Below are 15,675 nucleotides of genomic sequence, written 5' to 3'. Positions count from 1 at the left end.
CGCCGTCGTGCCGGGCAGCGGCTTCATGGCCTCGCCATACATCCGAATTTCTTACGCTTCGTCGATTGAGGATCTGCAGCGTGGCTGCGGCCGCATCCATGAGGCCTGCGAAACCCTTATAGGGAGTGAGAACATCAATGAGCAATGCACGACGGTTGCGTGACCGCATGGCCGAACGTGGCCTTGTTCATGTTATGGCAGCCCACAGTCCGCTGTCGGCAATTTTGGCGGAAGAKGCTGGCTTCGACGGGATCTGGGCTTCGGGTTTCGAGCTCTCGGCGCTCTATGGACTTGCCGACATGAGCTTGATCACGATGACGCAGCATCTCGACATGCTGCGAGCGATGGCGGGCCAGTCATCTTTGCCGATCGTTGCCGACATTGACACCGGCTATGGAAACGCACTGAACGTGATCCATACCATTCGAGAGTWCGAGAGGGCCGGAGCGGCCGCAGTTGTGATTGAGGACAAGACGTTCCCGAAGGTCACCAGCCTTGCGGCCGATGGGCGCCAGGAACTGCTTCGGGTCGAGGAATTCCRGGGCAAGATCGAAGCTGCGGTCGTCAGCCGCGCAGATCCAGATTTTCTGGTGATCGCCCGAACGGAAGCCTTGATCGCGGGCCTTGGCGAAGAAGAGGCGCTGGAGCGGGGCATGGCCTATGCTGAAGCCGGCGCGGACATGATTTTGGTCCACTCCAAAAGGAAGGATCCGTCCGAGATCGAGAGCTTCTCGCGAACTTGGAAAGGGCCTGTGCCGCTCGTCATCGTTCCCAACGCTTATCCGGAGCTAGACGCCAAGCGCATCCTCGCTCTTGGCAACATCAAGATGACCATCTACGGCAATTATGGYATCCGTGCCGCGACCACAGCAATGTGGGATGCATTCAGGCGGATTATCGCCGATGGCGGTGTGCAGAACGTCCACAAGGATATGGTCCCCGTAGAGGAGATCTTCCGCCTGCAGAAGATGGAACGGGTCAAGGCGAACGAGAAGCGATTTCTAAGATAGCTCGTGGCGAAGCCGCCGGGACACAAATTGATCGGGGTGAATTTGYCCCGCCGGACAAGCGTCCTTGATGAAAGGCAGTACCGGGCAGAAGGCACAATCGGGCATGAAACATYCGCTCTCCACCTAGCGGCCTGCACTGTCAGACCTGCCTGTTACGGTTCTCGGGGAGATAGAGCCTGGCCTCCATAAATGTTACGGCGTTCCCCACCAGAAAAACTCTATCTTCGGCCAATTCGCACTCCAACCAGCCACCGCGCGCCGATGCCYGATAACCGATCAGTCGTTCTCGACCCAGACGCTCTGCCCAGTACGGAACCAGAGTGGCGTGTATGGATCCGGTKACTGGATCCTCCGGTATACCTGCACCAGGAGCAAAATAGCGCGAGACAAAATCCGCACTTCCGCCGGCCGATTCTCGTCCCGTCACAACCAATCCGATAGGCCCCAGGCGAGCGATCGCGGCCAGATCCGGAACAAAGCGACGTACCGCAGCCGCATCTCCCAAATCGGCGAAGACGTTCTCGAAGTTGCGAAAGATATTGACGGGAGGAGGCTCGAAAATACCGGCGACCTCCGCAGGAAGTGCGTCCAGTGGCTCCGGCGCCAAACGAGGGATGTCGAGCCGATAACCGCGGCTGGCGCGCGTCACCCGTAGCTCTCCGACACGAGTGTGAAAGACAAGTGGCGCCTCCGCCCCCGCCGTCGTCAGCAGCACATGCGCGGTCGCGAGCGTGGCATGACCACAGAAGTCAACCTCATGTGCCGGTGCGAACCAGCGGAGGTCCCACTCGCCGTCCGATCGAGCTTTGACGAAGGCTGTCTCCGCTAGGTTGTTCTCTTGAGCTATCGAAAGCATCAACCGGTCGGCTAACCACTTTTCGAGCAGAAGGACGGCGGCGGGATTGCCTCCGAAAAGCCGATCTGTGAACGCGTCAACCTGATACATGCGCATGGCAGCCCTTTCTGAATGACCCGAAGGATGTCGAGCCGGCTGAGCGGTGTTATGACGGTGGGCGTGTTTTAATCCTGGCAGTAGCTGACGCAATTGCAACTGGCTCACCGCGCACCCGACCAATTCTGACACCGCTCCTGCCGGTTTCAAACCGCCCCCGAAAGACGCCGAGGCTGGAATCAAATTGGCCCAARCAGATTGGGCGCCACATCCGCTGGCAGGAGCCTGACGTTGGGGTTTCGCGAGAGCCTTCTGGCATGCTCCTGTTGAGCAACCCCCACGAGATCAGGTCGCAGGTATAAATCCGACGCGGTTGCGGCCATTGCCTTCGCGACGTGGAWCATTCCTTTATGGGCAAGCGGTGATTTCCCTTGTGCCGTTACTTGCCACGTGTGCAGGGGAGTGCCAATTGCGTGYGTAGCGCCTAAGGCCTGAACGGTGGGAACTTCCCAGCTCACATCCCCCACATCAGTTGAACCAAGCGACTGCTTACCCCTTGGTCCGAAACGAACGATCCGATCACACAAGGCCGAATCGCTCGGAACAAGGTCAAACATGGCCCAGGCGGCCGCGATCTGCTCGGGCGTCAACGTCTGCTGTATCCGCCTGGCGAACGCATGGTCCTCGGCATCAAACTGGGGCGGTCCCAGAGTATCGAAGTTTCGCGCCATCGCGCTTTCGAGCACGCTGTTTCCGTTCAGGCTTTTCAATGCGCAAGCCAGGCGCGATTTCACCTGCGTCTCACTCATCAGCGCGGCGCCCTCTGCTATTTGCCCCACGCGCTGAGCCAATGTCTGTACCTCACCGTCACGCGGCGAGCGGACCATGTAGCGGACAGCGGCTGACGCCTGGACGATGTTGGGCGCAGGGCCGCCGGCGTTAAGATAGGCATAGTGGATGCGACAATCGGCGGGAATGTGTTCACGCATATAGTTGACGCCGACACTCATGAGTTCAACAGYGTCGAGCGCGCTTCGGCCTAGATGCGGGCACGCCGCCGCGTGAGCAGAGCGGCCCGAAAAGGAAAAGTCCAGGATAGCATAAGCCAGGGAGGCTGGCTCCATCACGCCTGCAAAGGCACAGGGATGCCACGAAATAGCGACATCGACGCCTTCGAACGCTCCTTCCCGCACCATGAATGCCTTGCCCGCCCCGCCTTCCTCTGCGGGACAACCATAATAACGGACAGTGCCCGACACCTTGCTCGCCGCGAGCCAATCCTTGACCGCGCTGGCTGCAAGCAAGGCCCCCGCCCCCAGCAAGTTGTGACCGCACCCGTGTCCGGGGCCGTTGCCGGCAAGCGGYCGGTGTTCGGTGACGCCAGCCTCCTGGCTGAGTTCCGGCAAGGCGTCGAACTCACCAAGAAAAGCGATTACAGGCCCACCCTCCCCTGCCTCGCCCATGATGGCCGTAGGGATCCCGRCCAGTCCGGACTCGAGATGGAAGCCTTGTTCACGAAGCATCCGGGCGTGTTCGGCCGACGACTGGAATTCCTGGTAGTTCAACTCGGGCGTAGACCACACCCTGTCGCTCAGTCCGATAAACTCATCCGCGAGCCTGTCGACGAAAGGCCAGATGCCGGCTCCGCTGCTCACAATACTTCTCCAGAGATCTTCGATCGGCAGGCCAAATCAGGACCCGACAGCAACTGTTTTATGCTCGATGTAATGGTTGATTGCCTCGGGACCGAATTCGCGGCCGATACCGCTTTGCTTGAAGCCGCCAAACGGCGACAGTAGATCATGTGCGGCATTGTTGATGGTCWTGCCGCCGGTGCGAATTCGGCGCGCGATCGCCAGACCAAGCTCGGGATCTTTGGTCCAGACCGATCCGGAAAGGCCGTAATCGGAGTCGTTTGCGATCCRCACCGCATCGTCGAGGTCCCCATATGGTATGACACAGACGACCGGACCGAAGATCTCTTCGCGCGCAACTCGCGACCCGTTATCGACGTTGGCGAATACCGTGGGCCTGACGAAGAAGCCATGATTTATACCTTCAGGCATACCCAGGCCGCCGATCACGAGGTCGGCTCCCCCTTCGATGCCAGCGCTGATAAAGTCACTGACGCGCTGGCGCTGACGTTCGGCGACGAGGGGGCCAAGGAAAGTATCAGGATCTGCCGGATCACCCATTGTCATCGTGGCGACATTGTCAGCCAATGCCTCAACGAAACCGTCATGTTGGTCGCGATGAACCAGTATCCGGGTCTGYGCCACGCAAACCTGACCGTTGTTGGGGAAGGAGCGGTACCGTAGGGCATCAACCGTCTCGGCAATGTCGGCATCAGGCAGGACGATCGCCGCTGACTTGCCGCCGAGCTCGAGACTGACGCGCCTTAGCCGGTCGCCCGAAAGGCTGGCGATCCGGCGCCCGGCAGTGCTCGATCCGGTAAAGGCTATCTTGTCCACGCCGGGATGCACCACAAGATGCTCGCTGACGTCGCGGTGTGCGACGAGTATGCTCAGCACCCCCTCGGGCAGACCTGCTTCGGCGAACAACTCGCCCAGATATTGACCGTCGACCGCGGTTTCGGGCGCGAGCTTCAAGATGACAGTACAGCCCGCCAAAAGCGCCGSAAACAGCTTTGCCAGCGCCACCTGATGCGGAGCGTTCCACGGGATGATCGCTGCCACGACGCCAACCGGCTCTCGTATCCAGACAGAGGCGCCGGCCGGAAAGCCGGCGCGCCGAACCTCCCACGGATATTGCTCGGCAGCCGACAAGTACGCGGCGTTTTGATTTCGGATCAGGACCTGTATGTCACTGGCGAACCATGACGGCGCTCCCATCTCTGCCGTTACCAAGCGTGCGAACTCATCCGACTGGCTATCATACAGCTCGGCGAACTTCCTTACGATGGCGATGCGGTCGGTGACCGGCATGCGCGGCCATTGTCCAAGGTCAAACGCTCTGCGCGCGACCGCAACAGCCAAGTCCACATCCGCCTTTGAGGCGAGAGGTGCTGACCCGGCGACCGCGTTGTCGTACGGAGAGCGCACCTCTATGAGCTCATCCCCGAACGGATCGACGCGCCTTCCGCCAATGAAGTTCTGCGTAAAATGCCGTGTCATGCGGCTGCCTCTTTCGGGATGCTGGCGCTATTCGTCCAGCGCTATCAGTGGATGAGGTCCGCGGCCCGCTCGCCAATCATGATGGAGGTAGCGTTGGTGTTACCGGCAATGTGGCGCGGAAAGATCGAGGCATCTGCGACCCACAGTCCCTCCGCACCGCGAACGCGCAGATCCGGCGACAAGACCGCTCCGTYATCGTTGCCCATTCGGCAAGTTCCCACAGGATGCAGGAACGGCACGGTGGCGTCGCGAACATAGGCCTCGCTTGCTGCCCTCCCGRCCTCTTGCGGCGGGACGTCAAGGAGCTTCAGCACGCTGGAGCCGAATGGAGGCGTGGAGGCCACCTTGCGGATCCACGCAAGCCCGCGCAAGACACCGTCAAGATCGTCCGGGTGATCCAATAGCCGAGGGTAGATTGCCACGGGCTCGCGCGGGTCCTTGGATCGAAGCGCAAGATGACCCCGGCTTTTGGGGTAATTGACGTTCGCCAAGATTGTCACCAGGTTCCGCTTCGGAACCTTCAGGCGGCCGTTGTCCCGGAAATAGCCGAATGGAAATAAATGGAATTGAAGATCCGGCTCGTCCTGGTCCGGCGCGGACTTCAGGAAGGCCAACACCTGGGCCGTCGGGACGCTGAGGACGCCCCTGCGCATCAGCGCCCATTCGGCAGCTGCTCGAAGCCTGCCCAGGGCCGACGTGTAGGCATTGCCGGTAGGGATGTCGAGCTCAGCCAACACGTAGAGCCCGGGATGTTCCATCAGATTGCGGCCGACCTCAGGACTACTGACGACCGTCGAAATGCCGTGTCTGGCAAGTTCGGCCGGATCGCCGATGCCGGACAACATCAGAATTTGGGGCGAGTTGATCGAGCCGGCTGAGAGGATGACACCGCGCCGCGCGCTGGCCTTGAGTTTCTGGCCGTCACGCTCAAACTCGATACCAGTCGCGCGTACTCCGTTCATCAGGATGCGCACGACCAGCGCACCATCCATGAAGGTCAGCTTGGGATCCTTCAGCTTCGGCCGCACAAAGGCGTCAAAGGCGGAGTGACGAAAGCCCCTGTTTATCGAACCCTGGTTCCAGGCCACACCTTCATGTGAGCGGCCGTTAAGATCGGCATTGAGCGGCACTCCGGCGTTGACGAAACTGTCGATGAACTTCTGGGAGACGGGGTGGCGCCATCGCAACGCGGACACCCGCTGCGGCCCCATTCCGCCGCGATAGGCGTTGTCGCTGCCTTGGTCGGCGGTTTCCATCTTGCGAAAATAGGGAAGGACCRAGTCCCAGCCCCATCCGGTATTTCCCAGCGCCTCCCAGGCGTCATAGTCTTTGGCGGCGCCCCGGATAAAGATCATGCCATTGATAGCCGAGGATCCGCCCGGCACGCGACCTCGAGGCCATTTCTCAACCAGTCCGTTCCTGCTCGGGTCCGGTTCTGTTGTGAAATTCCAGTCATAGCGATCGTTGCCGATCGTGTGAATCAGCGCAGCCGRCACACGGGTCAAATTGATGCGCTCGCGCTTGCCCGCTTCCAGGAGCAACACGCTCGCCCCCTTCTCGATCAGGCGGGCCGCGAGTGGCGATCCCGAGCTGCCGGACCCTACGACGATGTAGTCGAATTCCATTTCGCACCACTTTGAACAATAGAAGAGGATCAGCGAAAGCGTCTGCCCTCGCAGCCTTGGCTTCGATGAAAACGCGTTGGGGTCCTAGCCCGCCTCGAGGCGGACCGGGGGGRGCACGCGGCCTCCGTTTGTGGCCGGGTCCACGAGGTGGCACGCGGCAAAATCGCTTTCGTTGCGCCTTAGCAGCGCGGGGTCGTCAGTCTCGCACCGCGCAAAGGCAAAGGGGCATCTCGTTCGGAATGTGCAGCCGGCCGGTATGTCGATCGGATCCGGGGGCTCACCTTCCAGCAGATAGGTTTCTGTGGCATAGGGCCGTTGCTCGATGGCAGGCACCGCGCTCAAAAGGGCGCGCGTGTAGGGGTGGCCTGGATCGAAGAAAGTCGCTTCGTTATTCGCGAGTTCCGCGATGCGGCCGAGATACATCACCGCAACTCGGTTGCAGACCCGGCGTACCATGCTTAGGTCATGCGAAATATAGACGTAGGTGATGTTGTGGCTGGTCTGCAGGCGCTCGAAAAGATCGAGCAATTTGCCCTGCTCGACTTGGTCGAGGGCCGAGAGCGTTTCATCAAGGATCAGCAGCTCGGGTTCAAGCACCATTGCGCGGGCGATGTTGACACGCTGTCTCTGGCCAGCGCTGAGGCCGATCGGCAGCTTCTCGGCGAGGTCGCGCGCCAAACCGACCTCGTTCATCGTGGCGGCTACGCGCTCTCTGATCTGTTGACGCGAATGGCCTCCATGAATGTGCAAAGGTTCAGCGATCGTGCGGCCAATCGGCAGATGAGGCGGTATGGCGTTGAAAGGATCCTGCAACAGGAGCTGGAAGCGGTTGCGAAGGCCCAGCAATTTGCCGCGCCCCATGTGAGCGATATCCTGTCCCTTGAACAGGATCTGACCGCTGTCAGGCGCCTCTAGCCGGCTGAGAAGCCGCGAGAGCGTCGACTTTCCGCAGCCCGACTCGCCAACGATGCCGAGATTGTCGCCCTTGAAAACGTCGAACGAAACGCCGCGGACAGCCTGCACCAGACGATGTGCGAACAGCCTCGAGCGATCCTTGACGGGATAGGAGCGACTAACGTTGCGGACTGACAGCACGACCTCGCGAGCATCATCCTTGGGGACGGACGACTTGCCTTCCACGACTGCCCTGTCCCAGATCCGGGGCATCTTCTGAATGAGGTTCCTGGTGTACACATGCTGCGGCGCGACAATCAGGTCTCGCGTAGGTTGGCTCTCCACGACGCGCCCGTCAGYCAGGACAAGCACGTTATCGGCAATCTCATTGACGATGCCCAGCGCCGACGAAACGAAGATGATGGCGGTCCTGAAGTCCCGCTGCAGGTCTCGCAGCAAGCGCAGGATCTGCGCCGCCACGGTGACGTCGAGCGGCTGAGTGATGTTGTCGGCAACAAGAAAATCGGGGCTGGTGACCAGCGCATCCACGATCAGGACGCGTTGCATCATGCCGCCGCTGAATTGGAACGGAAACTCGTGAAAACGCTGAGCGGGAGACGGGATGCGGACCGCGTCGAGGACACGCAGCACCCGGGCCTTGGCGTCTCCAAATGAAATGCCCGGCTCGACTGCCTGYAACTTCTCGATGATCTGCTGCCCGATGGGTACCGTCGGGTCGAGCGCACTGCCTGGGTCAGAGCCGATATAGGCGATATTGCGACCGCGCAGTTTCTGCATCCGATCCGCCGGCATCTGCAGCAAGCTCTCTCCCCGGTAGACGATACTGCCGCCGGTGATGGCCAAGGGACTACTGATCCAGTTGACCAGAGCTCGCGACAGAACCGTCTTTCCGGAGCCGCTCTCGCCGATTATGCCAAGCACTTCGTTCGGCGCCAGACTGAGGCTGACGTCCTTCAGGATCGATTTGCTTACGCCCGCGGCGCGATGCAGATCGACGCTGAGGCTAGCCACTTCCAGGATTTTTTTGCTTGGCGCGGTCATAGGACACCTTGCAGGAGCTTGTTGCGCGACCGCTCGAGCGCCCCACCCATCAGGTTGATGCTGCACAAGCATACGGCGAGCAGGAGCCCAGGGATCGTCGTGATCCACCAGGCGTTCATCAGATATTTCGTGCCATCCGCGATAATCGTCCCGAATGTCGGGGTGGGCGGCTGAATGCCGATACCGATAAAGCCCAGGATCGCTTCAATGATCATCATTCGCGCAACGTCGAGCACTGCCACGAATGCAACAGGAGGAAGAATGTTCGGCGCGATGTGGACGAGAAGTACGCGCAGGTCCGATGCGCCAAGGATCTTGGCCGCGCGCACATACTCCTTGCGCCGCTCCGAGAGCGTGACGCTGCGCGCGATACGGGCGTAACCCGGCCACCCTGCGAGGATCAGGACCAGGATCACGCTCAAGGGAGTCGGACGCGACACGCCCAGGATGGTGATGGCCAGGATGATGACCGGGATCGACATCTGCGCGTCGGTGATGCGCATCAGTATCAGGCCCGTCCATCCTCCGATATAACCCGCCACCATGCCGATGGCCGACCCAAGCACGAACATGCCTATGACGCTTACGACGCCTATCATGAGGGCGTTGCGCAGGCCGATCAGAGACCTGGACAGCAAGTCCCTGCCCAGTTGGTCGGTTCCGAACAGATGAGGCCAGCTCCAGCCTTCCACCGGCCAGRGCGGGGCGAACTTGAGCGCGACATTGAACTTCGTCGGCGAGAGCCCAAGCAGGGTTGGGATCAAAACCGAAAGGACGAGGAGCCYAATGAAGATCACGGCTCCAATCCTGAAATCGATCGCCTTCGAAGCTTGGACAAAGATGTTGAATCCAAGGCTCCTGGAGGGCGCGACGTTTGAAGTGCTCGGCTTCATGGCAAGTTCGRCAGACATCAGTATTGAAGCCTTCTATCGATCGTCGTGGAAACGAAATCGACCAGGATGTTCACTCCGACCAGAGCGCCACAGGAAAAGATCGCTATGGCCTGGATGATCGGGAAGTCCCGCTGGAAGACGGCATTGATCATCAGCAACCCCATGCCTGGGTAGTTGAAAAGATACTCGACGACAAAAAGGCCACCGAGAAGCAGACCGACGGCTTGAATGCCAAGCATGTTCAAGAGCGGGATGGAGGAGTTTCTGAGAACGTGGGCGGCGATCATGCGAAACCGCGAAAGACCGCGAATCTGCCCGACCGCTACATACGGCTCCATGAGGTTGGTCGAGACGGAAACCGACAGCGACCGGATGATGATCGGCGACAATTCCACAGCGAGCACAAGCGCCGGCAGGATCGCATAAGTCCAGTTCTGATAGCCGATRGCCGGCAGCCAGCCCGCCTTGGCGGAGATCAGGAAAATGAAGACAAGACCGAGCCAGACATTTGGGAGCGAGATCATGATCGAGCTCAGATAAAGCGCGAAGCGATCGGGCCACYTGCCTGCGTTCAGACCTGCCCAGATGCCTATCGGAACAGCGATGACAAGGGAAATAAGGAACGCCAACGCCGCCAGAAGCGCGCTGTATGGAGCGGTCGCCGCGATAAGCTCAATGACCGAGGCGCGGTTATTGGCGGCAAAGGTATTCTCTCCGCGCGAGCCACCGGTGCTTCCRCCTTGAGCGCTGCGAACGAAGGAGTGGCCGAAATCTCCCTGGAACACGTGAGCCATGTAGCGCCCGAACTGGACGATGATCGGATCGCGAAGGCCGAGTTCCTTGGCGGTTTGCTCGGCTACCGAGGCRGAAACCATCGGTCCGAGCATCAGGCGGACGGGATCGCCGGGAACGACCCGCAGCAGCGTGAAAATAAGCAGTGCCACGGCCATCACGATGACCAGGCCCTGTGCAATGCGCCGGATGAAAAAATCTATGGCAAAGAGCATACCAGACGGCCCTCGAAAGGAGGGACGCCGCACCGCGGCGTCCCTGACAGCGCTTAAACCAGGTCAGCCTTGGAGAGATCGATCGGTCCGTAAGGCAGATAGACCGCGCCCTCCAGGTTCTTGGYGGCGCCATGGAAGGTAAGTGCCGAAAACAGGGAGAAACTCGGCACCTTCTTCGCCATGGTCGGGAACGTTTCCTCCGTGAGAATCTTCAGACGCTCCTCGGGAGTTGTCGCGTTTCGCTCCTTGTCGAGCACAGCATCGATTTCGGGGTCGTTCACGCCCGAGATCAGCGCAGCTTTCGATTGCCAGTTGGGGCGAAGAACAAGATCCGGCTCGGGCGAAGGCGTCATCCAGCCGACGTCGCACATATGGCCCTGCCCCTGGCCGTCGGCGCGACGGTAGATGGCCACTTCCCACGCCGCCGGCTCCAGGACAGTAAGCTGCACGTTGAAGCCTTGCTCCTGCAGCATGGCGGTGATGAGCTCRCCATATTCTTTCGTCTTCGGATAGAATCCGATCGAGGTGATGTATTCGAGCTGCGGCAGACCCTTTCCGCCCGGGAACCCGGCTTCGGCAAGCAGGCGCTGCGCCTCGTCAGGATTGTATTCGGGGTAGCCGGCAATGTCCTTGTAGCCGRACTTCATCGGGGAAACGTAGCAGCTCGAAGCAAGTGYGGCCYCCCCCATCAGTTCCAGGATCTGTGACCGATCGATCGAGTGACAGGCAGCAAGACGAATCCGGGGATCGTCGAACGGCGGCTTGTTGCAGCGGAAGTGCAGRTATTTGTTCTCGGTCGTGAGGCCCTTGCGTGTAAAGACTTTCGGGTTGCCCTGGAGAGAGGCGTATTGCTCGGGTTCGAGGCGCTCGGCTATCTGATACTGGCCGTTGAGCAGACCCAGGACCCGGGTGTTTGCGTCGGGAACGTAGGCATAGATGACTTCGTCGAGCTTGGGCCTGCCGCCGAAATAGTCATCATTGGCGTGCAGCACGTTTTGGTCGCCATTGGTCGCCACGTATTTGAAAGCGTTCGTACCGTTCGGACGCTTTTCCAATGTTTTGGGATCGGCAACGTCCTTCGCGGACAGGATCGGAATGACGCTCGAGATGAACCGCCAGGTCGACRCAGGGTAGCCATACTTTTCCGTGCGCAGCCGCACCGTCAGCGGGTCGACGATCTCGACGTCGACCTTGCCGGGGCAGAGCGAGGCGGCCGGACGCTTCGGATCGGAAGAGTATTCCAGCGTCGCCTTGACGTCTTCCGCTCCGAACTTCTTGCCGTCATGGAATTTGACGCCATCACGCAGCTTGAATTCCATGGTGTTGCGATCGATCAGCTGCCAGCTGAGCGCCAGGGCCGGCTCGAGCTTATCCGGCTCGCCGTCGCTCATCGGCGCCCGGGTGAGCGCGTTGAAGACGAACTTTTCGAAATTGCCCTGTCCAAGCGTGGTATGCGAGGTGGGGTCCCAATTCCCGGTGACCGGGCCCATGGATRCAAGAACAACCGTCTTCTTGTCCATTGCTTTGGTTGGCCGGACGCTGCCGCCCAGCACCGCCATGGCGCCTGCCGCTCCTGCGCTTGCCAACACGCCCCTTCTGGTAATCATCTGACTTTCTCCCATTTTGCCTCAGGATTGAGGTAGCCCTCTGCTCGCAAGCGCCGTTCGGGGGCGCTTAGTTTATCTTTTGTCGACACCCTCGTCGCCCCGCATGCGCTTGAGCCGCGCAAGCTGGCGGGCAGGCGTCAACGACCGATCACGCCGCCAAGAGCGCCGGTCGCGATCCTCGGTCGTCACTGTCTCGTCCCCGTGCCGCCATTGTTCCCCAAGTGGCGATCAGACCGAGATCGTCGAAACAGTCAAAACGGTCAATTCCGTCAAAACTCATAATCCCGTCACTGACGCTCGTCAAGCCGGCTCTTTCGAAGACGGGACGGACGCTTGCGTTTGATTTTGAGCTAGAAAGAACAGGATCGCGTGAGTTCCACAGCAAGCCCGGAGCGGTGAAAATTGTGCTAGGCTGGTTGCGCCAGTCTAGAATCGCCCCAATTGCCGCCACCGGAATCTGTGATCAGGTGCTGCACTTTGACCGTTTCGACCGGTGTGCTAGAATATTATTCCGATTGACGAGACGAAATATGTGTCAGCCGACTACTTTGCTGCTCTCGCGGCGTGCAGCGCGATTAACGATGATGGGATTATCGGTTTCTTCTCCGGAGCGCGGCGGCATGGCGCTGTCTTGCGCGGGAAGGCGAGCAGGTGAGCTGCCAGGCGTCTCGATAGACAGCCTCGAACCGGGCGTGGAATAACAGGTATCGCGATGAGATATTCGGAATATCGGCAACAGGCAATTCTCGAGGTGCTGCGCGAGAGCGAACGCGTCTCAGTCAACTCACTTGCGGCACAACTGGACGTGAGCCCGGAGTCCATTCGTCGAGATTTGAGGGAGTTGGAGCTGCGAGGATCCGCCAGGAGGGTCTATGGTGGCGCGATCCTGAAACCGGCGGAAGGCGACAGGCCTTTCGGCGAGCGTAGCCGCGTCAATGTTCGCGAAAAGGTCAAGATCGGAGAGAGCGCGGCACGGCTGATCGAAAACGGAATGAAGATATTTGTGGGATCGGGCACGACCACGTTGGCCTGCGYCAAGCATCTGAGCGCCCACAGGGAATTGACCATCGTCACCAATTCGATCGCCGTTGCCGCGCATTTTTTTTCACGCAGCTGGGGCACCAGCGTGCGCGTGCTCGGCGGTCCGATGGTGCCCGAGTATCAGGCAACTTTCGGGCATACGACGTTGGCATCGATGGCCGAACATCGGTTCGATATCGCGCTCTTGGGCGCCAGTGCTGTCAATCTGGAACAAGGCTTCATGGGTTACGGCGAGGATGAGGTGGTTCTGCTAAACGCGGCCCGGGCTAATGCGAACCGCACGATTGTGGTTGCCGACAGTTCCAAATTCGGTCGCTTCGGAGCGGTCCGGGCCTTCGGACTTGGTGACGTCCATACCGTTGTCACAAGCGGCAAGCTCGCGGACGAATTCGTGGCAGTGTTTTCTCAATCGAATGTGCGCCTGGTGCAGGCGTAACCGGGTCCGCGGCAAATCCTTCTTGATGGATCATCGCTCGCCTCAGCACAGGCGAGATCACTTCAGCACCTAACTCCCAGCCCAATGTGCTTCGAAGCACGGCTCTGCTGTGCGCGCGATTGCTGGCGGGCGCCTGCCAGAATGCTATGCTATGGGCAACGAGGGTCGTCTGATCCCCTTGGCGATCTGCGGGATCGGATATTGCCTCAACGATGCGGTTCATGAGCCAACGCCCACATGGCAGAAATCGAAGTCGAAAACGAGCTGATCGACCTGCCAGATTTGCTCCCGGCCTGGCGAGGAAGCGTCGTGACCATGCGCCGCGCAACGCCTCCGCTCACGGTGCCGTCCCATCGCGGCGTCGACAGCCTGTGCTGGAGCGTCTCGTTCGACGGCGCGGCGCCCACGCAATTCCTCAAGATCGTGCACCCTGAACAGGCGCGGTTCCTCAACATCGCCGATGCGTTTAACGCCCAGCGCCAAGCCGCCTCCCTTGGCTGCACGCCTCAAGTGATCTTTGCCGATCCTGCGCGGCGCGCCGTCGTGACAGATCTGCTGGACGGGTGGCGGACGGCTCGGATAGCCGACCTTCGCAATCCGGATGTTCTCGAAAGGGTCCTCATCCGTAAAATGACGATCCACTCGAGCACGGCATTCGATGGCAGCTGGAGCGTTTTCGACCGACTGCGCATTCTGGAGACCGAGCGGAAAGCAGCCGGYGYCCAGGCTCCTGATGGTCTCGACTGGATGYTTGGYGCCGCAAACGCCATTGAAAACGCCATCKCAGCTTCAGGCTGGAACCAACGGCCGGCCCATGCCGACGGACTAGCATCCAACGTAATGATCGGACCTCACGGCGAAATCCAGCTGGTCGATTTCGACGAGGCACGCAACATCGATCCTTACTACGAGCTCGGGATTCTGTTGAACGAGGTGTTCCAATCCGAGGAAGACATGTTGCCGGCTCTTGAGATGTTCGACGGATCGATACGTCAATCGAGCCTCAATCGGGCCAGGCTTTATGCAATTGCCGACGACCTCGCCTGGGCCATCTGGGGCCTCGTGATGGATGCAACGTCCTTCCGGCGGAATATTGAATTCCTCCAATACGCATACTGGCGGCTCCTCCGTTGCCGAATCGCGCTCAATCATCCCGATTTCGAACATAGATTGAGACAGCTTTGAACGTGCTATTTGCAGAAGAAAAGCCGATCGGCGCTGGAAGAAGCCCGGACGAGCGGGAACTTGAAGCTGCGCTTGTCGAGGTCATGAGCTGGCGCRACAAACAAGTCCTCTACACGCCCGTTTACGGCGGCTTCAGTAATTCGAACTGGCGTGTGCGGACGGTCGAAGATTCAAGAACCTATTTCGTCAAGCTGCCGGGCAGAGGAACCGAACAGTTCATCGATCGTAGCGCGGCTTCGGAAGCGAGCCGGCGCGCGTTTGAACTGGGGTTAGGACCTCGCACATATGATTATCTTAGCCATCGCGGGGTGGAGATCGCCGATTTCGTCGAGGGCCGGCGCCCGTGCACGATCCGCGATTTCAGGAACGCTCACGTCAGGGCGGTGGCGATTTCGCTTTATCGCGCCTTCAACGGATCGCGCCTACTCAGCCTSACTAAAACCGTGTTCGATATGATCGAGGAGCACCTTGATCAGCTTCRCAGGCTTGATGTCCACCTTCCCGCCGACTTCARGGTCATTTATGATCAATATTTGTTGGCGAGGTCTGCGCTGGAAGCGGCCGGGTTGGACCTCGTGCCCTGCTACAACGATCCGGCGCCAGCCAATTTCCTGATAGCCGACGACGGATCGATACTGATCGTCGACTACGAGTACGCCTCTAACAATGACCGCTGTTACGATCTTGCGGTATGGTGTGGAGAGATGTTTTTCTCCCCTCAGACCGAAAACGAGATCATCGAGAGCTATTTCGGCCGAGTAGACCCGGCAATCCAGGCTCGCATCTTCCTTTATCGGATGCTCGGAGACCTGAAATGGTCGGCTTGGGCGATGATCCAAAACTGCATCTCACCGATCGACTTCGACTTCTTTAAGTTCGGCGCCTTAAA

At 59.7% G+C, this 15,675-nt stretch carries 12 protein-coding genes; 4 read left to right on the top strand and 8 right to left on the bottom strand.

Translation table 11 applies throughout. The features are described 5' to 3' along the window. Positions 1–137 precede the first annotated feature (137 nt). Positions 138–1,010 (top strand): isocitrate lyase/phosphoenolpyruvate mutase family protein, encoded by an 873-nt coding sequence (locus ORS3428_RS29230; protein WP_071101742.1) that lies wholly within the window; start codon positions 138–140, stop codon positions 1,008–1,010. Positions 1,011–1,149: 139 nt separating this feature from the next. Here the strand turns inward: ORS3428_RS29230 and ORS3428_RS29225 are convergent, their stop codons facing one another. The 8 genes from ORS3428_RS29225 to ORS3428_RS29190 form a co-directional block, all read right to left on the bottom strand. Next, complete coding sequence (locus ORS3428_RS29225) at positions 1,150–1,962, bottom strand: PhzF family phenazine biosynthesis protein (protein WP_201788349.1); 813 nt, start codon at positions 1,960–1,962, stop codon at positions 1,150–1,152. A gap of 179 nt (positions 1,963–2,141) precedes the next feature. Next, positions 2,142–3,557, bottom strand: coding sequence for an amidohydrolase (locus tag ORS3428_RS29220; RefSeq protein ID WP_071101741.1), 1,416 nt, complete (start codon positions 3,555–3,557; stop codon positions 2,142–2,144). Between the two features lie 36 nt (positions 3,558–3,593). Beyond that, a complete protein-coding gene (locus ORS3428_RS29215) occupies positions 3,594–5,036 on the bottom strand; it encodes an aldehyde dehydrogenase (RefSeq protein WP_071101740.1) in 1,443 nt (480 codons plus the stop codon). Between the two features lie 44 nt (positions 5,037–5,080). Continuing rightward, a complete protein-coding gene (locus ORS3428_RS29210; protein ID WP_071101739.1) occupies positions 5,081–6,661 on the bottom strand; it encodes a GMC family oxidoreductase in 1,581 nt (526 codons plus the stop codon). 84 nt (positions 6,662–6,745) lie between these two features. Further along, positions 6,746–8,617: a dipeptide ABC transporter ATP-binding protein gene (locus tag ORS3428_RS29205; protein WP_071101738.1), complete on the bottom strand. Its 1,872-nt coding sequence runs from the start codon at positions 8,615–8,617 to the stop codon at positions 6,746–6,748. Next, the gene (locus tag ORS3428_RS29200; RefSeq protein WP_083355352.1) at positions 8,614–9,528 is read right to left on the bottom strand and encodes an ABC transporter permease; all 915 of its coding nucleotides are present in this window, start codon (positions 9,526–9,528) and stop codon (positions 8,614–8,616) included. Before ORS3428_RS29200 ends, ORS3428_RS29205 begins: the two co-directional genes overlap by 4 nt. After that, entirely contained in the window at positions 9,528–10,517 is a 990-nt protein-coding gene (locus ORS3428_RS29195) for an ABC transporter permease (RefSeq protein ID WP_071101736.1), read from the bottom strand. The genes ORS3428_RS29200 and ORS3428_RS29195 overlap by 1 nt, the downstream gene beginning before the upstream one ends. A gap of 53 nt (positions 10,518–10,570) precedes the next feature. Further along, positions 10,571–12,124 carry an ABC transporter substrate-binding protein gene (locus tag ORS3428_RS29190; RefSeq protein ID WP_071101735.1) on the bottom strand — a complete coding sequence of 518 codons (1,554 nt, stop codon included), beginning with the start codon at positions 12,122–12,124 and terminating at the stop codon, positions 10,571–10,573. Between the two features lie 712 nt (positions 12,125–12,836). Between ORS3428_RS29190 and ORS3428_RS29185 the strand changes: the two genes are divergently transcribed. The 3 genes from ORS3428_RS29185 to ORS3428_RS29175 all read left to right on the top strand — a co-directional run. Further along, the gene (locus ORS3428_RS29185) at positions 12,837–13,601 is read left to right on the top strand and encodes a DeoR/GlpR family DNA-binding transcription regulator (RefSeq protein WP_071101734.1); all 765 of its coding nucleotides are present in this window, start codon (positions 12,837–12,839) and stop codon (positions 13,599–13,601) included. A gap of 237 nt (positions 13,602–13,838) precedes the next feature. After that, positions 13,839–14,786: a phosphotransferase gene (locus ORS3428_RS29180; protein ID WP_071101733.1), complete on the top strand. Its 948-nt coding sequence runs from the start codon at positions 13,839–13,841 to the stop codon at positions 14,784–14,786. 2 nt (positions 14,787–14,788) lie between these two features. Next, on the top strand, positions 14,789–15,675 hold an 887-nt coding region (locus ORS3428_RS29175; protein WP_071101732.1), incomplete at its 3' end, for a phosphotransferase.

The organism is Mesorhizobium sp. ORS 3428, from assembly GCF_001854785.1.
In the GTDB taxonomy this organism is placed as follows: domain Bacteria; phylum Pseudomonadota; class Alphaproteobacteria; order Rhizobiales; family Rhizobiaceae; genus Mesorhizobium.
The sequence above is the reverse complement of the archived record's forward strand: the minus strand, read 5'-3'. Positions and strand labels throughout refer to the sequence as shown.